The 20789-nt window shown below is 61.8% G+C and carries 21 protein-coding genes; 7 read left to right on the top strand and 14 right to left on the bottom strand.

Annotation, left to right across the window (positions count from 1 at the left end):
* Positions 1-7: 7 nt before the first annotated feature.
* Positions 8-424 (bottom strand): hypothetical protein, encoded by a 417-nt coding sequence (locus ACZK2V_RS20360; RefSeq protein WP_032128572.1) that lies wholly within the window; start codon positions 422-424, stop codon positions 8-10.
* 127 nt (positions 425-551) lie between these two features.
* Between ACZK2V_RS20360 and ACZK2V_RS20365 the strand changes: the two genes are divergently transcribed.
* Positions 552-1193 carry a glutathione S-transferase family protein gene (locus tag ACZK2V_RS20365; protein ID WP_486322733.1) on the top strand — a complete coding sequence of 214 codons (642 nt, stop codon included), beginning with the start codon at positions 552-554 and terminating at the stop codon, positions 1191-1193.
* 21 nt (positions 1194-1214) lie between these two features.
* Here the strand turns inward: ACZK2V_RS20365 and ACZK2V_RS20370 are convergent, their stop codons facing one another.
* Both ACZK2V_RS20370 and ACZK2V_RS20375 read right to left on the bottom strand, forming a co-directional pair.
* Positions 1215-1622 carry a hypothetical protein gene (locus ACZK2V_RS20370; RefSeq protein ID WP_201117403.1) on the bottom strand — a complete coding sequence of 136 codons (408 nt, stop codon included), beginning with the start codon at positions 1620-1622 and terminating at the stop codon, positions 1215-1217.
* Positions 1623-1671: 49 nt separating this feature from the next.
* Entirely contained in the window at positions 1672-2091 is a 420-nt protein-coding gene (locus ACZK2V_RS20375) for an H-NS histone family protein (RefSeq protein ID WP_049423730.1), read from the bottom strand.
* A 118-nt stretch (positions 2092-2209) separates the two neighbouring features.
* Between ACZK2V_RS20375 and ACZK2V_RS20380 the strand changes: the two genes are divergently transcribed.
* Positions 2210-2602 (top strand): DoxX family protein, encoded by a 393-nt coding sequence (locus tag ACZK2V_RS20380; protein WP_486322734.1) that lies wholly within the window; start codon positions 2210-2212, stop codon positions 2600-2602.
* 37 nt (positions 2603-2639) lie between these two features.
* Here ACZK2V_RS20380 and ACZK2V_RS20385 read toward each other — a convergent pair whose 3' ends face one another.
* Both ACZK2V_RS20385 and ACZK2V_RS20390 read right to left on the bottom strand, forming a co-directional pair.
* Positions 2640-3311 carry a hypothetical protein gene (locus ACZK2V_RS20385; protein ID WP_486322735.1) on the bottom strand — a complete coding sequence of 224 codons (672 nt, stop codon included), beginning with the start codon at positions 3309-3311 and terminating at the stop codon, positions 2640-2642.
* Between the two features lie 172 nt (positions 3312-3483).
* The gene (locus ACZK2V_RS20390) at positions 3484-4017 is read right to left on the bottom strand and encodes a hypothetical protein (protein WP_486322736.1); all 534 of its coding nucleotides are present in this window, start codon (positions 4015-4017) and stop codon (positions 3484-3486) included.
* A gap of 327 nt (positions 4018-4344) precedes the next feature.
* Between ACZK2V_RS20390 and ACZK2V_RS20395 the strand changes: the two genes are divergently transcribed.
* The 5 genes from ACZK2V_RS20395 to ACZK2V_RS20415 all read left to right on the top strand — a co-directional run bounded on the left by ACZK2V_RS20395 (position 4345) and on the right by ACZK2V_RS20415 (position 8129).
* Entirely contained in the window at positions 4345-5190 is an 846-nt protein-coding gene (locus ACZK2V_RS20395) for an HNH endonuclease (RefSeq protein WP_228756290.1), read from the top strand.
* A 114-nt stretch (positions 5191-5304) separates the two neighbouring features.
* Positions 5305-5835: a hypothetical protein gene (locus ACZK2V_RS20400; protein WP_143570088.1), complete on the top strand. Its 531-nt coding sequence runs from the start codon at positions 5305-5307 to the stop codon at positions 5833-5835.
* A 213-nt stretch (positions 5836-6048) separates the two neighbouring features.
* The gene (locus ACZK2V_RS20405) at positions 6049-6267 is read left to right on the top strand and encodes a helix-turn-helix transcriptional regulator (RefSeq protein ID WP_099476181.1); all 219 of its coding nucleotides are present in this window, start codon (positions 6049-6051) and stop codon (positions 6265-6267) included.
* Between the two features lie 6 nt (positions 6268-6273).
* Entirely contained in the window at positions 6274-6672 is a 399-nt protein-coding gene (locus ACZK2V_RS20410; RefSeq protein WP_101101264.1) for a hypothetical protein, read from the top strand.
* Positions 6669-8129: a YfjI family protein gene (locus ACZK2V_RS20415; RefSeq protein ID WP_153854600.1), complete on the top strand. Its 1461-nt coding sequence runs from the start codon at positions 6669-6671 to the stop codon at positions 8127-8129. Before ACZK2V_RS20410 ends, ACZK2V_RS20415 begins: the two co-directional genes overlap by 4 nt.
* Positions 8130-8342: 213 nt before the next feature.
* Here ACZK2V_RS20415 and ACZK2V_RS20420 read toward each other — a convergent pair whose 3' ends face one another.
* The 9 genes from ACZK2V_RS20420 to ACZK2V_RS20460 form a co-directional block, all read right to left on the bottom strand.
* Entirely contained in the window at positions 8343-9203 is an 861-nt protein-coding gene (locus tag ACZK2V_RS20420) for a MobA/MobL family protein (RefSeq protein WP_228756291.1), read from the bottom strand.
* Positions 9204-9389: 186 nt separating this feature from the next.
* On the bottom strand, positions 9390-12719 hold the full coding sequence (locus ACZK2V_RS20425; RefSeq protein ID WP_153854601.1) for a type I restriction endonuclease subunit R: 3330 nt from the start codon (positions 12717-12719) through the stop codon (positions 9390-9392).
* Between the two features lie 4 nt (positions 12720-12723).
* Complete coding sequence (locus ACZK2V_RS20430; protein ID WP_153854602.1) at positions 12724-13080, bottom strand: type II toxin-antitoxin system RelE/ParE family toxin; 357 nt, start codon at positions 13078-13080, stop codon at positions 12724-12726.
* A gap of 3 nt (positions 13081-13083) precedes the next feature.
* The gene (locus ACZK2V_RS20435) at positions 13084-13419 is read right to left on the bottom strand and encodes a type II toxin-antitoxin system Phd/YefM family antitoxin (RefSeq protein WP_153854603.1); all 336 of its coding nucleotides are present in this window, start codon (positions 13417-13419) and stop codon (positions 13084-13086) included.
* Positions 13420-13490: 71 nt separating this feature from the next.
* The gene (locus ACZK2V_RS20440; protein ID WP_153854604.1) at positions 13491-14651 is read right to left on the bottom strand and encodes a restriction endonuclease subunit S; all 1161 of its coding nucleotides are present in this window, start codon (positions 14649-14651) and stop codon (positions 13491-13493) included.
* Complete coding sequence (locus tag ACZK2V_RS20445) at positions 14648-16828, bottom strand: N-6 DNA methylase (protein WP_153854605.1); 2181 nt, start codon at positions 16826-16828, stop codon at positions 14648-14650. Before ACZK2V_RS20445 ends, ACZK2V_RS20440 begins: the two co-directional genes overlap by 4 nt.
* Positions 16825-18720 (bottom strand): N-6 DNA methylase, encoded by a 1896-nt coding sequence (locus tag ACZK2V_RS20450; RefSeq protein WP_101101278.1) that lies wholly within the window; start codon positions 18718-18720, stop codon positions 16825-16827. Before ACZK2V_RS20450 ends, ACZK2V_RS20445 begins: the two co-directional genes overlap by 4 nt.
* A gap of 2 nt (positions 18721-18722) precedes the next feature.
* Complete coding sequence (locus tag ACZK2V_RS20455; RefSeq protein ID WP_101101280.1) at positions 18723-18968, bottom strand: DUF4258 domain-containing protein; 246 nt, start codon at positions 18966-18968, stop codon at positions 18723-18725.
* A 198-nt stretch (positions 18969-19166) separates the two neighbouring features.
* Positions 19167-20618 (bottom strand): competence protein CoiA family protein, encoded by a 1452-nt coding sequence (locus tag ACZK2V_RS20460; protein ID WP_101101282.1) that lies wholly within the window; start codon positions 20616-20618, stop codon positions 19167-19169.
* Positions 20619-20789: the final 171 nt, after the last annotated feature.

The following is a 20789-nucleotide window of genomic DNA, read 5'->3' on the forward strand; positions in this document are numbered from 1 at the left end:
GGGCGGCCTAGAGAGCGATCAGCAGGTCCACAAGCAGCCTTGGCAGGAACAAGGCGGCCAGAACGCAGGCGAACAGGATGAGAATGACCTTTGCCGTCAATGGGCGACGGCGGGGATTGCTGAAATAGAGGTGCAGATCGCGCAGTTCATCTTCCAGTCCCCTCCGCACGCCTGCGTTCTGTGTACCGGGTTCGAGCAGCTGGCGCTCAAGCGCCTTCAGGCGCTTCATCAGCTCACGCGGCGGTGTAGCCCGCAGGATCAGCTGATTGAGCTCCTGAAGCCGGCGCGCCTGCGGCATCAGCGCTGCCACGAGATCATCCGGCGGAAGCTGTGAGACCCATCGCTGGGCGTCCGCATCCATCTCAGCCTGCAGCACATCGCGTTGCTGCTGCAGTTCGGCCAGGGAAGTGCGGCGCTGCCACATGAGGAGGCACAGGAGTGGTGGGTGGCGGGCAGTGTATCGCCCGCCGTCCCGGGAAGGGTGTCGATTTCCCGCCCCATGGTTCGTCGGAACAGGAAAGGCAGGCCCTTCGACCTGCAGGAGTGCCACGATGTGCCCGATCCTCACCGCCTTCGCCACTTCCCCGGACCGCGGCCAGGGCCTGGCCCGTGACATGCGCGTACGCTGGGCGCTGGAGGAGCTGGCCGTGCCCTACAACGTGCAGCTGCTCGGCTTTGCCGAGCTGAAGCAGCCCGCGCACCTGGCCCGCAACCCCTTCGGGCAGATCCCCACCTGGCAGGACGGCGGCCAGATCCTGTTCGAATCCGGCGCGATCGTCCTGCACCTGGCCGAGCAGCATGCCGGCCTGCTTCCTGCTGATCCAGATGCACGCATGCGCGCGATCATGTGGGTGTTCGCTGCATTGAATACGGTGGAGCCGCCCATCGTCGAGCGCTCGATGGCCTGGGTGCTGGAGCACGAGCAGCCCTGGTATGCGCAGCGTCTGCCAATGCTCGATGAGCGTGTGCGTATGCGGCTGGCGCAGCTGTCCGCCTGGTTGGGATCGGCGTTGTGGCTGGAGGGCGAGTTCGGCGCCGGCGACCTGATGATGGTTTCGGTGCTGCTGCGCCTGAAGAGCAGCGGCCTCCTCGATGAGTACCCGCAGGTGGTGGCCTATGTGGGCCGTGCAACGCAGCGCCCCGCCTACCAGCGTGCGTTTGCTGCGCAGCTGGCGGTGTTCCAGAACGCCTGACGCTACGCCCGTGGGCAAGCCTCAGTGCAGACTGCGCCGGCATGCGGCCTGCACCAGCATCAGCTGCGCCACCAGGATCAGCATCGCGCAACCTGACAGCAGCCACGGGTCGATGTACCACTGCGCGTTGAAGCTGAAATCTCCGGCGGAAATACGCTTCCAGCCGTTGAAGTGCTGCATCGCCGCGACCACGAATGCGAAGCCGCCCGCGGTATACGACAACCACGGCACGATGAGGCCGCCCGGCCGCGCAAACAGCGTCAGCACACCCAGCACGCCGATGACCGTGCGCTGCACGCGGCAGTACGGGCAGACATAGGCCATCCCGCTCCATTCCACCGCCCAGGCCAGCAGGCTGACCAGCACCGCCGCGCCTGCGGCGATGTAGAGGACTCTGGGTGAGATCGTCAGGCTGCCATCGTGTGCCATCGCGCGCTCCTTCGTTCAAAGACCCTGGCAGGGTAGCAGCGCGGCAGGTTCAATCCTTCTTGAAGACCGTGCGCTTGCCGATCGGGCTGCTCTTGCGCGCCGTCGGCCGGGCCAGGCCGGGAATCAGGAAGTCGGTCACCTTGTGGCCCTTCTGCACCTTGGACGCCAGCCAGCGCGGCATGCGCCCGCGGCCAGACCAGGTCAGGCGCTTGTACTCCGGGTCACGGTACTTGGCAGCCACTTTCCCGGTTCTGCGCCGTGCCGGTTTCCGGCGGGGAGCGGCCTCTTCGTTCACCTCTCCGCCGAACAGCTCTTCGAGGGTATACCCCGCTTCTGCTGCTGCGGCCTTCAACATCCGCCGTACCGCACTGGCCGGACGGCGGCTGGAAATCAGCTGTTTCCGCTGTTCAGCGGCAACCACCAAGGCGCCCAGCTCCCGAAGGCTGAGCGATTCAATATCAATCGTCATGGGAGAAAGGTCTCCTGCGGACGGCCAGCTGTCAAGGCGCCTTGCCCTTGGCGTAGACACGGGCTTCACTGCCGGTGGGCTCCGATCGCCTTCGCCGGCCATCTCCGAGGACACCGACGTGAGCCACTCATCCCATTCGCTCGCTTACCTGCTTGCACGCATCCTGCTGATGGCGCTGTTCCTCATCTCCGACCTGGGCAAGCTCGGTGATCTCAGCGGCACCCAGGGCTACATGGAAGCGATGGGCGTGCCCGGCATCCTGCTCTGGCCGACCATCGCCTTCGAGATCGGCAGCGGACTGTGCATCCTCTTCGGCTTCCAGACCCGGCTGGTGTCGATCGTGCTGGTGGGTTTCAGCCTGGTCACCGCCTTCATCTTCCATCACAACTTCGCCGACCAGACCCAACAGATCATGTTCCTGAAGGACCTGGGGCTGGCCGGTGGCTTCCTGCTGCTGGCCTGTACCGGCGCCGGGCGCTACAGCATTGATGGCAGGGGGCGGCGCGGGTAAGCGCCGATCGGCGACCCGCACGCGCTAGCGCCGAAGCTCAGCCTCCGGCGCCAATGTGTGGATCACCTTGCCCTGCGCATCGAGGAACTCGATCGCGCCGTAGCCTTCCGCAGTGACGGTCAGGCGCAGGCGCGCGGTCGGCCTTGTCATTCAACGCAATGGCCGGGGTGCCGTCAGGCCCGACCACCAGACCGATGCGGGTCGGTGCTTGCACCCCAGGAATCAGCTTGTTGCCCAATGCAGGCTCACGGATCAGTTTCGGCGCCTGGTTGATCGAAAAGCTCACCGCACCATCGGGTGATACCCGCCAGCCGATCGCATCCATCGCCGGATGGTCCAGCGCAAGCACCGCCATGCCGCCGTCGACATCGGCGGTGCCGAATCCACCGCGCTCGCTGCCCTGGTTGTCGTACAGCACCATGCCGGCAACGTTGAAGGCGCGCGTGTACTGCAGGCCATCGATGATCGGTGCCGGTGTCTTGCCGGACAGCGTCATGCGGATCACCCCCGTGTCATCGACGATATCGATGCGCCGTGCGGTGATGCGCTCGTGGTCCGGTGTTGCTACGCGCGTCTGCGGTGCCTTGTCGACGATCAGGCGTTGCAGGGTGTCAACCGACGGGCGCTTGGGTGAGTCGGACGGCTCGGCAGCGGCAGGCAATGCCGCAAGGGTAGTCAGGGCGACGAACATACGGGCACTGCGCTTCATGCGGGCTCCTTGTCGTACGGATCGGCGGAAGCCGCATCATGCCACCCTTGCAGCGCCCTCTCATGAGGGAGGCGGAGTTTCCGGCAGCTGGAGCCCCTGTGCCAGGGCGAATGCACGTGACGCGCGCCAGTACGCCTCAGGCGGCCTCTGCAGTTCGGGCCGGCTCCAGTAGTCATTGATGTGCAGCACGCTCATCACGTCGACCCATGCAGCGCGCATCGTGGACGCACATGCGCCAGCGATGATGCGGCGGAAAGTACGCGTAGTACTCAAGCGCCTGCCGCTGTGCCTGCTCTTCGTCAATCCCTGCCTGATGGATCAACGTCCACGCATGCATATGGCGCGCGTGCGCAAGCGCACCGAGATACTCATCCTCATCCAGCAAGGGAATCGGCTCGCCGCGCGCCAGGCACAGCGCGTCCGATTCGGTGTCGTACTCCAGCGACGGCTGCAACAGTTCCGGGTTCTGGTGCCAGTACCCTTCGCCCAGCACATGCAGCATCGCCCAATGCCAGGGCTCGTCGTGGAAGAGCAGTTCGTGCTCGTATTCGTGGCCGGCGGTCTGGTCCGGATAGCGTTCGCGTGCCTGTTCGATTGCCAGCGCTTCGGGAATCTGGCCGTAGCGCACCAGGCACCAGGCGAACAGATGCCGGCTGTCTTCGATTTCAGTGGTGAAGTCTTCCACCGGGGCGCGGGTGTCGGGCATGTTCGATCCTTGCGTGTGGATCAGATGTTGCCTTGAAGGCAGACCAGCAGCGGTTCATGCACGCTGGGTTGGTGGCCCACCAGCAATCACATTCATCCCCCAAGAGATTGTGAGGGAAGACCTTTTCTTCAGAAGGCCAGCTGCGGTTACTCGCACCGTTACTCACATTCCCCAAAAGGGGACGGGATTCGAAGCCTGACGATCGCTGTGAGCAGTAGAGCAATAGTCCCACGCTGTACAGGAAAGTACTATCCAGTCTTCTTCATGGCGCCGCGCTTGGGGCGACCTCCATGGGCCGTGGGGACAATTGGGCAGGGGACGTAGCCGATGGCCGCTACACAGAAGCCGGGACGCGATGGCGTCAAGTATTGGCGAGCCGTCGACGCCATTGAGGCGTTGGGCAGCGCGTCGCTGGCCGAGGTCAAGGAGTGGGACCTGTCGCACCACCCTCACGACCCGCTGGGCAACGCCCGCGCCGACCTGGAGCTGTTCACTGTCAACTCGCCCAGCCGAATCCATTACAACTACTCGCGCACCAACTGGCGAAGTGACCAGGATCACCCGCATGACCGCCTGTTCAAGCTGGTCGATCCCGGCCCGCCGCGGCGCACCCGCTACGTGTTGTTCAACCCAGCGGACCACGGACACGTGGACCTGCTAAAGGGCGGCGACGGAAAGTGGAAGGTCATGCCTCTGGTCATGGTCGACCAAGCGCGGGTGGAGGCCGAAGCGCAGGCAGGGGCGTTCGCCGCTCAAGTGGATAGCGACCACGACGCCCGCGTCTCGGCGATGCGCGCTGTGGCCCAGCGCCGCGGCCAGCCTTTGTTCCGCGCCAAGCTGCTGGACGCCTACGGCGGCCGCTGCGCTGTCACCGGGTGCTCCGCGCTGGAGGTGCTGGAAGCCGCGCACGTGCTGCCTTACAAGGGCGCGCATACGAACCGGGTGGACAACGGCCTGTTGCTGCGCGCCGACCTCCACACGCTCTTCGATTGCCACCTGCTCTGGATCACTCCCGAGCATACGGTGGCTTTGGCACCATCGCTGCTGATCACCGACTACGCTGTCCTGCAGAACAAGGCACTGGTCCTGCCTGCAGCATCGGTTCACCACCCCAACCCGGCTCACCTCGCCCATCACGCTGCGCGGTGCCAAGCTGGCCATCCGAGAGCATGAACCCATGCGACTGTTTGAGCTGCTCAAAGTGTCTGTGTTCCATCGAGCGAACCAGCGCACAGACCGTCGAGTTAAGCTTCTCAAGTACACGAATCGTTGCGGATGGTCGTACAGGTGAAACAGAAGAGCGTTCAAGAAACCTTGGCAGCACTCGCAGCCATGTTCGACAGTACACCCGAAAAGTCCAGCCGCAGCGACGTCATCTTTTTCAACGGGCTGAAGCGCGAATCGGTAGTCGATCTGCTGAAGGCAGCCGCCGGCGCCATCCAAGAGAACCAAGAACCTGCTGCCTGGTCCTATCTCGTCCAAGCATCGGAACACTTGGGGTACCTCATTGGCATCAATGAAGCCGAGTCCCTGACTACGCCAGAACAGGCCATCAATGCGAAGCTAGAGCAATATGGCCGCAAAGGCGGATTGAAGAAGGGCGAGAACGCCAAGCAGCTTCAAGACGCTGTCGCCCGCAAACTCATTGCCGCGACACCCAAGAACGGATGGAAGAGCCGCCCAGAGGTCCATCGGCAGTTTTTCGAACTGGCCGACGAGGTCTCCGGATTCAATGCAACTGACTATCAGTGGCGCGCGTTGCTCAAGCGCCAGGACATCAAGAGAATCTTGCCTCCGACGAGCAGGCGAACCCGCTGATTGCATCTGCAGTACCGGCCAATGCGCTCCTGATACATCGCGGACTCCTGGCGAGCGTGCGGCACGCTCGTCCGAGTGCATCACAACGACGTTGAATTGCCGCTATTATTCAACCCGATAGCCGCTATAAAAGCGGATTGCATCCAGTAGGGATCGGCACTTTCTCTCCGAATTTTTAGCGTGTGTCCCAAGCATCAGCTTGCCGACACACTCATGAATTCGCAGCCACTCCAAATCATTTCCCTGCTCGAGACTACGAAGCGCCTGAACCTTGCGCGCTCCACGCTCTACACGCGTCTCGATCGGAAATCACCCTACTTCGACCCTGACCTGCCGAAGCCCGTGCGCTACGGCTCAAGCGTCGGCTTCATCGAGCACGAAATTGACGACTACATCCTTGGCCTGATGCAGGCCAGAGGGGGTGTGGACTGACAGTAGATGCGCGACTGGTTCGCGACTGTCCTGCGGGGAGTTGTTTTAAACGCTACCTGCCACACCCCGCCACACAACGTGGCGGACCACCTCACAAGACTCTGGGTAAACAAAATGCAGCACAACATCAACGATGACCTTCAGTTCGAAGCCGACGACATCATGGGAGCGCTTCGGGAATTGCAATCCAACCCTCAGCACCGGAAGGGCCAGCTCTTCTCGCTGCTCTATCCGGCGATCGTCGAGATGCTGGAAAAGAACGTCACACAAAAAGCGATCCTGGCCACCCTCGCGGAAAAGGGGCTGAAGCTCCATCCTGCCCGCTTCAAGGAGATGATGGCGATGGAGGCCCAGAAGATCCCCAGCATTTCGGGCTCCCGCGTTGAAGAGGAGGGTAAGGAATGAACACTCCCTATCTGCCTCGCGCCTACCCCATCCACGCTATGTACAGCGCCATCCGGGACGCGATCCTGGAAGTCCAGCACAACCTGAAAGCGCCCGACGCGCTGATCGCCGGTTCGTTCCTCACGGCGATGTCCATCGCGTCGCAGGGAGATGTGGATGTCGAACTCCCCACTGGCCAGCTCCGCCCGGTTTCGTTGGATGTCTTGGTCATTGCCGATTCCGGCGAACGCAAGTCGGCCACCGACAGTATTGTTGGCGCGCCCATCTACGAGCACGACGAGAAGGTGGCAAGAGATCACGCCCTGGCCCTGCTCGCCTACAAGGCAGACCGGCGCCTTTGGGATGCCAAGGAGGCGTCCCTGCAACGCAGGGTAGCCAAGGCACTGGACAGCGGCACAGACGACGACATCGAACAACTGCGCGAAGAACTCATCAGCCATGGCGCGTGCGAGCCCGCCAAGCCTGTCCTCAGTCGCATCGTGCACCAGAACATCACCGAACGCCCCCTGATGGAAAGCATGCAGGGCGATGGCAAGTCGATCGCAATCCTGAGTGATGAAGGCGAAATCGTGCTCAAGGGAGGTGCCATGAACAAGTTTGGCACGCTCAACAAGGCTTGGGACGGCGCCAAAACACTGACGCTGGATCGCGCAGACGACAGCATCGTGGTCAACAATCCTCGCCTGACCATCAGCATGATGGTGCAGGAAAGGGTGTTCAGGGAGTTCATGAACAAGCGGGGTGAGGTGGCTCGCGGGTCCGGTCACCTCGCGCGATACCTCGTCGCGTGGCCCGCGTCCACGCAGGGCTTCCGCTTCATGTCGCTTGAGGAACCTGTCTGGGAGCAGCTGCCCCGATTCCATCAGCGTGTGAGCGAACTTCTCACGGCCGCACAGGCACGTCGTATCGCCGGTGATAACACCCGTAAGACGCTCACGTTCACGCAAGAGGCGAAAGAGCTTTGGGTGAACACTCAGAACGCGATCGAACCGCGCCTGCGCCAGGATGGCGATCTGTCCAGTGTTCGGGACTTCGCATCAAAATCGATGGAGATCACGGGACGGGTTGCCGCAATCCTGCACCATTTCAGCGCACAGGAGGGCAACCTGATCACTAAGGAAACTCTGGGCCGAGCGCTGGAAGTCGTGGGCTGGCACTTCCAAGAGTTCCTCGATGTATTTGGAGACAGGAATCACGAGCCTGAGCAGGCCAAGGATGTCCGCACTCTGGCCATGTACCTGTGGAGGCGCTACTGGTGTGCTGGATATGGGGCGGCTGTGCGCAACGAAGTACGAAAGAGCGGCCCGATCCGGAACCAGGGACGCTTCGAAGCGGCACTCCATCAACTGCAGATGGAGGACTCTGTCCGCGTGATGCATCAAGACGCCGCCCGAGGGAAAGGCAGGCTCTGGATCCACTTGAACGGGGCAGTCTTCAGCCAGATCACGACCCAGTAGGAGACCCTGCCAACTACAGCGACCGAGGCCGCCCCGTTAACGGGGCGGCCTCGCTCCTTATCCCCCTGCCGAAAGGCCGATTTGAGGGAACAACCGATTGCACGACGTGCGATTCTGCTACAAGTGCCGCAAATCGCCCCCAGCGCAGGCCTACCGGCACGCCGCTAGGGTCATGGCACTGACCCACCAACCCATCGTAGCCCCCACGGCAGGTCAGGCCGAATCGCTCTCGCCATTTCGACGTACCGAAACGTATTGAGCCTTCTCCTGCGGTGACATTCCTCGAATCCTCGCCGGTCCGAGATGGCGTTCAGCCCTTCTATCAGCGCCCTGCTCCTTGAGCGTCCGGTGATCGACCCTCGCAGCATGCCCGTTGATCTCAAGATGCTGATTGATGGTGTCCGCCACCGACTTTCGCATCGCGATGACCTCGTCCCTGAGCTGCATGCGATTGCGTCCTCCACTGGCTTTCCTGCGACCGCCATCCTCCGGTCGCTTACTGTTGTACCGAGTGAAGAAGCGATCTGAAGATCGCTCGACTCCATCATCCATGCGATCACACGTCATCAGGTGGAGATGTGGATTGGCCTCACCCTCCAGCGAGGATGATGGCGCATGGATTGCAAACTGGTATGGCTTTCCAGGCGTCAGCTTCGCAACGATATCGTCCACCAAAGCCGCGTTCTGCTCTGCTGTCAGCTCAGCAGGCAGCGCAATGATCGCCTCCCGGTATGCGGCACCGTTCTTGCGTTCGTACTTGTCCGCGGCCCTCCACATGACCTTCGGATTGTTGTCCGCCCACCGCGGCAGGTTTCCATGGCTCGCATGAACCAGATCGTCGCGTTTGCGGTGAAAGCCATTTCTGGCGATGTAATCCGCATGGTCACCTGCGGTTCCTTTGCCTCCACTCTTGATTTGAACATGAAACGTTGCCATCAGCGCACTACCCTTTTCTTGGTTGTAGAAATGAAAAGACCGGCCAGGTTGCCTTGGCCGGTCTTTGAGCAATTGAAGTGATTCGTGGGGAAACGGTAAGTGCGCGAAGGCTTTGCCCCCCCTATCAATATGGGACAAGCCAGCACTGATTACTGCGAACTACCAATCATCGAACCCACCCTTGCTCATAGGGTAGTGTTACGCAGGTATAAAATTACTTTTACTGGTTCTTCATGACACTGAAGTTGGATGGCGAAAGCGGCTCGCTTGAGCAACACAGCCAGACCTTCGGCGGTCCAGGCCTGAGATGCCTACCGACACGCGTCAATGAAGCATCCGCGCACTGCCGCTGGCAGCACCGGCAAACAGATAGGCGAACACGGCATCGCCCTTGCTCACCACCTCGTCTTCGGAATAGCCCATGTCGGCCATTCCGCTGTCCCACAGATGGTTCTCGATCTCGTGACGCAACTGCGCCTGCTTCGCTGCCATGTCGCGCAGGTGGCCCATCAGCAGATTGCGCTCCTCCAGCCTCGCCAGCAGCTCGACGGCCGCCTTCTTGACCGCCTCCCGGTCCTTCCGGCTGAGTGACTTCTTCCGCAACAGGTCGAACACGGCGAGCTGCTGCTCGGTCTCCAGGCCTTCCCGCTGGAAGCGCCTGGCTTCCTCGTCCATCTCGTCATGGGTAGCGAACAGCTCTCCCATCACTTTCTGGATCTCAGCCTCGTCCTTGTCGGTGTTGTACTCGGCAACGATGCGCTGGAACTTCTCGTACAGGTCGATCCGCGTCGGGTTCTCAAGCACCATAGCCTTCAGCCCTTCCTCGATCTTCTCCATGAGGTTCAGCGCGACCAGATTCTTCTGCTTGATGTTCTGGAACTCCGCCCGCAACCGGTCGAAGTCGATGGTGCTCAGGTCGAACTGCGCAGGCGCCTTGCTGGCCCCCTGCTCCAGGCCAATGCCAAGGTCCACCACGTCATAGAAACCCTGCAGCAGCCTGGTGATATCCGGCGACGTGCGTGCCGCCTGCAGCTTGTTGTAGATGGCGTTGAGGGCGCTCTCCTGCTCGTCATAGGCGAACAGGCCGGGATTCGGGAACAGGCCGCGATACTTGGCCGCAACGTCCTCCACGATCACCATGAAGGTCTTGCGCCGCTCATGGCTGGCCGCCAGCAGATCGCAGGCCTCCAGGATTTTCTCGCCCTTGTCCATGCCCTGGGCGTCGATCACGTCCTGCAGCTCGAAGCCAAGGTCCGCCAGGAACTCGGCCGCATGCTCGATGCTCGCGGCATACTCGGCAATCCCTTCGGCGTCGTCTTCCAGATAGCCGGGGTCCTCGCCTTCGCCAACTTCCAGCTTGCCGTCCCGGTCGCCCTGGGCGAACGTCGCCAACGCCTTGCGCAGGCTCTTGATCATGCCGTTGTAGTCAATGATCAGGCCGTTGGCCTTACCTCCCCCAACGCGGTTCACCCGGGCAATGGCCTGCATCAGGGTGTGGCCCCGCATTGGCTTGTCCAGGTACAGGGTGGCCAGTGACTTCACGTCGAAGCCGGTCAGCCACATCGCGCAGACGATGGCGACTCGGAACGGGTTCTCGGCCTTCTTGAACTCCTGCTCCAGGTTGCGCGAGGTCATCTTGGCCCGATGCGGCGCGATGTCGAGCGGCTCACCACGGTGATTGGTCCACTTCGTGAACTCCTCCACCTCGCCCTGCTCGCTGGACACCACCACGCAGAATTCGGTTTCGCGCATCCACTCCAGGCGTTCGCGCTTTTGCTGCATGATCCTGGGCAAGGGGCGCTGGGGATACTTGGCATTGAAGATCGCCTCGTCGGCGAGCAGCTCCACTTTCAGCATGTCGCCCAGCGCCTTCCACTTGTCGGCGATCAGGTCGTACATCTTCACGCAGGTGATCTTGTCGATGCAGACCATCAGCGCCTTGCTGTTGCCACCGGAAACGGCATTGCGGCGCTGCGAGTAGTGCTTGACGAAATCCTCCGCCACCGCGTCCAGGCGCGTGGGCGAGGTGAAGATGGTGTATTCCCTGGCCAGCTTCCTGTAGAGCTTGTCTTCCTTCTCGTCCGTCCACGGGTCTTCCGCCGTGGAGTCGAGCCTGGCTTCCTCGATGTAGCGGGTGATCTTTTCGTTCAGATCATCATCAACGATCTTCAGCTTCTCACCGTGGTTCTCATACTTCAGCGGCAGGGTCGCGCCATCAGCGACCGCACGCTGGAAGTCGTAGACAGAGACGTAGTCGCCAAACACTTCGCGGGTCAGCTGCTTCTCCGCCGCTTCGATCAGCGGCGTGCCGGTGAAGCCGATGAACTTGGCATTGGGCAATCCCTTGCGCATGTTCAGGGCCAGGCGTCCGTACTGGCTGCGATGCGCCTCGTCGCTGATGACGATGATGTCGCCGCGCTCCGAATAGGGCTCCGTCACGCGCTCGCGGTACTTCTGGATCAGGGTGAACACATGGCTGCGGTTGCTGTCGCGGAGCATGGCCCGCAGGCTGGCGCCGCTCTGGGCCTGGTCATCCTTGGCATTTGCGCGCCCGCAATGGGTGTAGGTGCCGGCGATCTGGTCATCCAGCTCGCTGCGATCGGTGACGACAACAAAGGTGTAGCCCGCCGACACCCTGCGCCGGATCTTCTCGCTCAGGAACACGATGGAGTACGACTTGCCCGAACCCTGGGTATGCCAGAACACGCCGAGCTGGCCCTTCGCCAGCTCGGCTTTCACCTTGTCATCGTCCGACTGCAGGCGCGCAATGACGCGGTTCACGCCCAGATACTGGTGATTGCGGGCCACGATCTTCGCGGCACCGCCTTCGCTGGTGTCGAACAGGATGAAGTTCTCGACGATGTCCAGCAGCTGCGCCCTGTCCATCATTCCGCGCAGCAGCAGCGGAAGCTGCATCGTGCTCTTTCCCGGCTCCGGATCGTCCTCGTCCAGCCGCTTCCACTGATAGTGATGCTCGGGCGTGGCCGTGATGCTGCCGTACTTGGCGATGTGGCCATTGGAGAACACCACGAACTGGTTCCAATGGAACAACTGCTCGACGCTGCCCTCGATGGCGGCCTGCTTGCCGGATTCGTCGGTGCCGCGATAGTCGCGGTAGTTCTTCTTGTAGGCGTCGTGGTAGTCCACGTCGAAGCGCTTGAGCTCGACGAACACCAGCGGCAGGCCGTTGACGAAGCCCACCAGATCAGCGCGACGCAGGTAGTTTCTCCCGCGCACCCACAGCTCGCGCACGGCCTTGAAGCTGTTGTTGTCCGGATCGACGAAATCGACCAGCCGCAGGCGGCGTTCCACGGCTCGCCCGGCACCATCCTTGAACCGGACCAGCGCACCGTTGCGCAACAGCTCGTACTTGTCCTGGTTGATGGCGACCAGGGTCTTGGCGTGATCGTGGGCGGTCGCCTGGTCGATGGCCTGCTGGTAGGCCTCTTCGGGCAGACCGGGATTGAGACGCTCCAGCGCGGCGCGCAGGTCGGGCTTGAGCACCGTCTCGGTGAAGTTGTTACGTCCGGTGAGATGCGGCCTGTCCTCGGTCTCGGCCTGGGCATGGATCGACGACCAACCAAGCTCACCCAGGATTGCGGCGGCATCCTTCTGGATCATGCCGTCTTCGCTGTAATCCCCCCGTGCGTTCATCGCCTTACGCCTCGCTGAAGTCGAAGCCGCACTGGCGGTGATGGCGCAGCGTCAGCAGATGGATGCAGTCCTGATGGATGGCATACAGCGCCAGGTATTCTTCCAGAATGTACTCGCGCAGCTCGATGTCATCGCCCAGCAGGTCGCGCACGGCTGTCCAGGCAGCGAGCACTTCGGGCGCTTCAGGGTTGTGGGCGATGAATTCGCGCCCGATGCGCGGCGTCTGAGCCAGGCGCTTGGGCAAGGCGTCATAGGCGTCGTCCAGCAGCTCCTGCGCCGCGGCATCCGCGCTAACGCCGATCAGGTACGCCACGGCCTCGTCCAGTCTGCGCTCGTAGGCCGCACCCAGGACGACCTGCATGCGTCAGGCGTCCGTCTTGCGTGCGGCCCTGGCCGCGTCCAGCCGGGCCTGCGACCGCGACCTGGCCTCCTCCACCGGGATCCCGGGCTTACCCGCGCGAACGTCCTGCAAACCGGCGGCCACGTCGTTCAGCAGGCCAAGTTGAAAGTTGGCCCGCGCTAGGGTTTCGCGCTCCAGCCGGTGGTAGTAGTCCAGCTTGCGTGCGTCCACCAGCGCCACATAGCTCTCGCCGTTGCGGGTAATGATCTTTTCGTGGCCGGCGCGGACTTCATCGGCCAGCCGGGTCAGGTCGGCACGGGCCTTATTGAAGGGCACGATGTCCTGCGAGGTAATAGGCATGGCGGGCTCCGGGAGTTAGTACATGCAAACCTTAATGTATTCGTTTATGTCTGGCAAATCCGTCCGCCGGGTTACGCCGCTTCTGGCTGCGGCAGCGGGAGCCCGGAGACGTGCAGCTGTCCGCTCATCAGCTTGGGCAGCAGGGCGCCGCGGGCTTTGGCCAGCATGCTGTTCTGACTGGCCAGTTGCTCGATCTGAGTGAACGAGCCGCCCACCATCTCCGCGAACTGCGCCAGCAAACTCTGTGGTGGTAGCAGCACTTCAAACTGTGAGAATGATTTTGTGTTCACACGCTGACGACCGTCGGAACCCGACATGCTACGAATCGCGTGCTCGCGAAAACTGTCCTCGCGTGCCATGCAGTAGACCCACCATCGATTGACCTTCGCATTGCGGAGAACGATGAACTCGGTCGACCCACTGGCGACCGCATCATCGCCTTCCAGAAACTGGACGAACCCGGTCTTTCCATTCTCGATGCAAGGGGTGATACGCGCCAGCAACGTATCACCGTTCCTGAACTTCGCCCCGCCACTGATGACTCGCGACGAGCGCTCCCCAACCACCATTGACCTTTCGGACAATGCGGCCATCTCGACGAATGGGCGTTCGACACCCTTCTCGAACGGTGTTCTCGGATTGATCTGTACAACATCGGAGAAAGCAGTTCTTGCCCATCCTTCCGGCACGCCATCCACCACATTGACGGCCTCATGGCCCGGAAAGCGCAGGTGCACGAACCATTCGCGGTACAGGCGGCGGGCAGCTTCCTCCAGCAGGGCGATCCGGCGCTGGTTTGTCGCGATGAGATCGTCGTAGGCGAAAAGCACCTGAGCGACCTGTCTCTGTGTTTCGACATCCGGCACGCTCACCGGCATTTGATGCAGTGTGTTCCGATTCACGCCTGGAACCGCCCCGGCCGCGTTCTGAGACCCTAGCTCCAGAGTCATCAGCAAATATGCGGCAAAACGCGGATGATTTCCCTTGAAATCTTCCACATACAACGCCGTGTTCAGCGGCCAATAGTCGCCTTCAATGTAATGCACTTCGCCGAGTGTTCCGTATCGTCCCGTCACCACGCCCGGCCCGGCAACTTTAGCTACGTTGTGCCAGCCAGTGATGCCCGAGGACGACACGATTGGGATATCGCCAGAAGTTCGACTATTTTTCGGCAAGTCGTGGCCACGTTTCAGGCGAAGCACATCCCCTAACCGCATTGACTTCCAACTCACGCCAACAACTCCTCGAAGTTGGCGCTGATCGTCGCTGCAAGCTCTGAAGCCTTCTCGTTCAACTCCACCAGCTCGTCATGGATGATCCGCATCCGGTCGACGAACCCTTCCTCGTCATCCTCGGTGACAACCGCCACGCCGACATAGCGTCCCGGCGTGAGCGACCAGTCGTTCTGCCCGATGCGCTCGCGGGTGACGGCCGCGCACAGGCCCTGAACGTCCACGAACACGCCGTCGGGAAATCTCGAAAGCAACCAGTGCCCCTGGGCGATGAAGTAGCCGGATTGCTTGAGCGCCTCCAGCGCCAGGTCGCGAACCGTGGCCTCTTCGTTCCGATTTCGGTCGGCGGCCAGCAAGGCGCGCCTGGCCTCTCGGATGGCCTTGGCATCGAAGGCGTCGCTCTTGCGCCCGCGCAGTTCCTTCTCAGCCTTGTCCAGCAGCTTCAGCCATTGCTTGTGTCGGGCCTCAAGCTGCCGGGCCGTGGCCTTCAGTTGCGGCGCAAGGTCTTCCAGCGCGGCCTGCGCGACCTTCACGCTGGCAAGTTTGTCCGGCCGGGCCTTCGCAACGACCTTGCGTGCAAGCTTCACCGCCGCCTCTAGGTCTGCGACGGCTTGCCCGGTGTCCTTGCCGTCCTCCCGAGCCGCGTCCAGCTCTGCCTTGAAGGCCTCCAGCGTTGTTTCATCGAGCCGGGCCTCGTCGTCAACGCCGTCATTGAGCTCGGCCAGCGTCGCGCCTGTGCCGAACACGGTCAGATTCCGGGCCAGCGCCTCGATTGCCGCCGTGTCGTCGGCCAGCCGCTGCGGCAGCTGCGCCAACCAGCCATCCGCTTGCTGCTGATGGCTGGCCACCAGCGCCGCAAACCTGTCGCCCTCCCCCCGATACAGCCACACCACCGCGTTGAGGTTGGCGAGCTGCTCCTCGGTGAAGACATGCGAACGCGCGGAGACGACCGTATAGACGTTGCGTGCATCCAGCATCAGCACCGTGTCCCTGCGCGACTCCGGCTTGCCCTTGTCGAAGAACCACAGCGTGCACGGCAGGCTGCGGGTGTAGAAGAACTTGTTGCCGATGGCGACCATCACGTCCACATCGCCGGTCCTGACCAGCTTCTCGCGGATCTCCTTGTCCTTGTTGCCGGCGTCCGATGCACTCGACGCCATCACGAACCCGGCGCGGCCGGTCGGGTTCAGATAGGAGTGGAAGTACTGGATCCACAGGCTGTTGGCATTGGAGATCGCCCCGGTCTTGGCGTTCAAGCCGGGCAGACCGAACGGCAAGCGGCTACCGAGCGCGACCTGGCTTTCGACCTTCTTGGTCTCCACGCCGTCCACGTTGAACGGCGGATTGGCCATGACGAAATCGCACTCGCCAATCAGCGGTTCAATCTGGTCGTAGAAGGTATTGCCTTGGCGGATGTTGCTGGCATCCAGTCCGTGCACCGCCAGGTTCATGCGCGCCAGCTTGGTGTTGGTGTCGCTCTTTTCCTGCCCGTGAAACACCACGCCGGAGTCCAGCGGATCCTGCCCGCGGCCCTCGATGAAATGGCCGGACTGCACGAACATGCCCGCCGACCCACAGGCCGGATCCAGCACGAGGCCGTGGTCGGGTTCGATGACGTTGACGATCATCCGCACAAGCGATGGCGGGGTGAAGAACTCACCGCCCTCCTGGGCGCCAGTCATGGCGAACTTGTTGAGGAAGTACTCGTAGATGCGCCCGAACACGTCGCCGGTAGCGTTGCGGATCGCCTCCCCGTCGAAGACCTTGATGAGCCGCGCCAGCAGGTCCGGTTCGAACGCGGGGAAGCCACGCGGCAGCGCGCCTCGCAGGACTTCATGCTCGGCTTCAATGCTGTCCATGGCCGCATCGATCGCTTCGCCGACTCCTGGGCCCGCCGGCAGGGCGGCGATGTTCTCGAAGCGCGCCGCCTCCGGCAGATAGATTGCGGCCTTGCCCTGGAAGCCGAGCTTGATGAGGGCTTCCCGCCGTGAAGCGGGAACCTTCGGGCCGATTCCGGCGGTGATCCCGGACAGGTAGGCATTGAAGCGGTTGCTGGCGTGGCGCAGGAAGATCAGCCCCAGAACCGGCATCGAGTATTCGCTGGCGGTGAGCTTGGAGTTGGCGCGCAGGTCGTCTGCCGATTGCCACAGGTCGCTTTCGAGTTGCTGGATGTTCATGGGGTGTTCTGACCCTTGTCGACCTGCTGTAGCTGTGCGAGAAGTTCCTTCCAGAAGTCCTCTGCAATCCCGGCTTGCTCATCCTGCAAGCTCTCAATCTGCCATTGCAGCTCTTTTTCTCGTTCGATGATTTCGACTGCGGCCTCAGTCAATGCCGCGTTCAGCGCAAAGACCTTGAGCTTGCGCAGCGTACTGATGGACATCATGGGAATGGTCGCGCCGGTCTTGATGCCGTCCAGCACCTGCTGGCCCATCTTCGACCGCAACCACAAACCCAGGCCACGGAGGTCCACGCCGGGCTTTGCCCCCCGCAGGACCACGAACGACTGTCCGGCAATCCAGCCACCATCCCCGGGTGGCGGCACGTTGTCGGGCACGATGCCAATCTTTCCAACGGTGCCTTTCACGACCAACAGCAGATCATGCGGCCGCAGGAAGATATCCATTACATCGCCGGAACGCTTGGCGGCCAGTTGCACTCTGACACTCTTCTCGGGGGTCCGGATGTAGCCTGCGCTGGGAAGATCGACGGCCCCGACCTCGAGAACATCGACTCCTGCTGACACATCCACTCCGCGGTCCCTGTTGGGTATTGGAATGAGAATGCGGACCACATCTTCCAGTGTTTCGGTTGGCAGGGTTTCCATCCGCGCTTGCGCTTCACGCTGCTGGTCTGGAATGACGTAGCGACCGACATCCAGCGTGGCATCGTTGTCGAAGATGGCGTCCAGACTGACGACTTGCGTATACGAGTCCTCTTCTTGACGTCCAGCAGCCGCTTGGATATCAGACTCGACGCGCACCTGCCTGCAGAAGTCCAGAATGAGGCCAGTACTCTGCAGCGCAACCCGCCCCCTGCCCATCGACGCACGGAAGTGCGGCAACGATGCATCGACGAATCCAACGCGACGGTGGCGTGCCTGCGTGTTCAACACCAGCATGGATGTTCCCAGCCCGCTGGATTGGAAGATGCCATTGGGCAGCGCAATGACCGCCTCGACCCAGCCTTGCTTCAACAGGTATTCGCGAACGTCCCTGTCCTTGCCTGAGCTGAAGAGAAAGCCATTAGGTACAACGATGGCGGCAATGCCACGTGTCTGCGCTGCAATGTGCTGCACCATCAGACCTGTCACGCTGGCCTTGACCACAGGAAAGCGGCTGTAGATGTCCTGCATCACCACGTCATCGACGCCGCCGGCCATGCCCATCGGTGGAATCGAAAGAGTTGCGTCAAATCTTTCCAGGTGTCCGCCATGAACTGCTGCAGGCGCACGCAGCGGATCGTTTGACGCAACGTCTGTAGGCGCTCCACGAAACAGGGCCAGCAATGCCGCAACTTGCGATCCGAGATGTGCTTCAGCGTGGACGCGGAGGTCAGGCTGATCCATCAGCACCCCGACAAGCTGGCCGCTAGTCTCCCAAGGCAAGTAGGCCGCACGCGTAGTCTCACCGACCGCTACATCTTTCATCAGACGCGCCAGCTCGACGGGCACATCGAAACCCTCGAAAGTGCCACCGACCAGGTCACCGGCGACATCGACCGGCGAGAACCTCTCGAATACACCGCCGTCGACCAGGTACTTCACCGTTCTCAGCGCAGCGAAAACCGCATCATTCGCCTGCTCGACGTATCGATTGGCATTGAAAAACGCCATTCCGAGCGCGCCCGGTTGCCAGAACAGTTTCTTCAGAACGCTCAACAGCCCCTCGACGCCTCCCTGAGCCACGGCGGTATCAAGCGTGACACTGGGCTCAAGCCTGTCCTTTGCCGACAGATGCGCCCACGTGAGCAACTGGAACGCGAGCAACTTGGACTCGTCGACGCTGAGAGAGGTGCTGCGGAAGTGCTCCATCACCTGGAACAGGACCTGTCCGGCATTGTCCTTGGACATAGTCACTGGCTCCTGCCCGCATAGTTATACGTGGTGATCTGGGCATCGCCCTCGGCAACGACCACCAAGCCGCCCTTGTCTACGATCTTCATGAGGGTGCGAAGCGCTTCGCGAAGCTGCTCCGACTTCTTGCGGCTCAGGACCACCTTGCTGCCCTCGTTTTCGCCGTACCCCAAAACCAGATCGATCATCGCCTGGTTGATGCCCCGCTGGCCCATCCGCTGCTGAAAGTGCTTCGTCTTATGCATTGCAGCTCCCTCCGCTGTTAAGCGTAGGCTGCACCTATGCGCGGCGCAAGTCAATGCGAAAGCTGCAGTAATTGCCTAATGCGGTTGTGTTTATTTAAATTATGTTCAGTTTTTTCGGTAGGCTAGCGTGCCAAAAGCACTCTATCCTATTGAAAAAAAAAGAGAAAAGAGGAACAGAGGCCCTCCGCGCTCCCCCTTCTAGCCGAGCGGAAGCGGCCCCATTGCCACTGCCGCCGCAGGCGTGAAGCCCGAAGACGGCGGCGGAAGGACTTCGCACTCGCCTTTGGGCGCCGGCAGTTGCCGAATGACTCTGGCGGACTCTAGCCGGTCGATGAAGTCGTTGACGGGGGTGTAGAAGTTCGGAATCCGGTCGTTCTCTTCGTCAGTGAATACCCAGTAGGCCAGCCGCCTTTTGGGAAAGCCCGCGCGTTGGGCCTCGGCTCGGTTGGCATATTGGGTGACGAAGAGCCTGTATAGCGCCCTCTCTGTGTAGAAGCTCCGGCGAACCCAAGTGGCGACGTCCCTCTGGTTGAACCGATCACCTGGGGATCGTTTCGTGATGAAGTGGTCATGGGCCAGGAGCTGCCAGAGAACCGGATCCACTCCAAAGATCCAAGCATCCTTGTGGGCGCGCAGACAGGCCGAGCGCACCGCCGCCGGCACAGAGTTCAGGAGCTCGCTGACCCGATCTTCTGCACTGATCCGGTACTCGCGCAGGACCCGGTCGATTCGCTCAGGCGACGTCAGCTCGATTAGATGCTCCAGGTCCTCGGCGTGTTTCGCGCGCTTCTGTCGACGCACGTAGGCCTTCCGGCCCTCCTTGTCCTTGGTCTCTTGGGCCTCACGCTCCTGGCGTGCCTGGGCCGCCTTGACCATTTGGTCGCGCTGCTGGGCGATCTCCAGGTTCCGGGCTGCAACCTGCTCGTCCAATTCCAGCTTGGAGGCCTGCCACTCCGCAACTGCTTTGGGGCAGGAGATCCAGCTGCGATTGGCGGGGTCGACAAGCACCGCATGCTCGAAGGCCGCCACGTCGTGAGGAATGTCCCGGTGCAGCTGGGAGAGGTCGACTTCGACCATCCTCCGGCCCTCGGCTTGAACTCGCGCCGCCTTGATGTCGCCAACGGCATGGGTCACGCGGATCTCTATCAGGAGCTCGCCGACCTCATCTCGGGCAACCACGTCGGGCTGGTAGGTGCCAAACGATCGCTCAATCTCGATGTCGCGCAACTCCATGCCGCGGGTCGGATGATCGATCTGGCGGCCCCAGTGGAGCAGACCATCTGCGTCCCGGGCATGCGGCGGATTGGGCATGTCTATTGGGTCACCGGTCCAGGCCGGGATCACCAGCCGCCGATGATCGGCAATCAGTTGCTTGGCTCGCTCGTGGATTCCGGTCTCGCGACCAGTGTGGCAGCCAGTGTCGACCAGGTGAGCGAAGTGGGGGCGCTTGCGCCGGCTTTCTTGGGCCTTGGCGGACAAGGGGGCATGGCACCCCGGGCAAACGCAGCCGCACGCTTTGCCCTTCGGGACCTCGCTCGGCGCTAAGACACGGCCATCTTTCAGTCCAAATGGAACGCGAAACCCGCCGCGCCGTGCCAGCGGATTGCCCGACGGATTGCGGAGTGAGAACCGCTCTGGGATGGTGTCCATGGTGCTTTCCTTGATCGGAGGGAAAGCAGAAATTCGCGGCAGGCCATGGACGAAAACAGATCTAAACCCGCTCAAACGGGTAATCCGCAGGTTGAATCCCTCCAGTTGGCCCTTGGATGGCTTGATCGGGAGGGGGGCCAGCAGCGCAACGCTCGTGTCCTCCGGGAGGTC

It is taken from the genome of Stenotrophomonas sp. 93052_Sma (assembly GCF_056481145.1).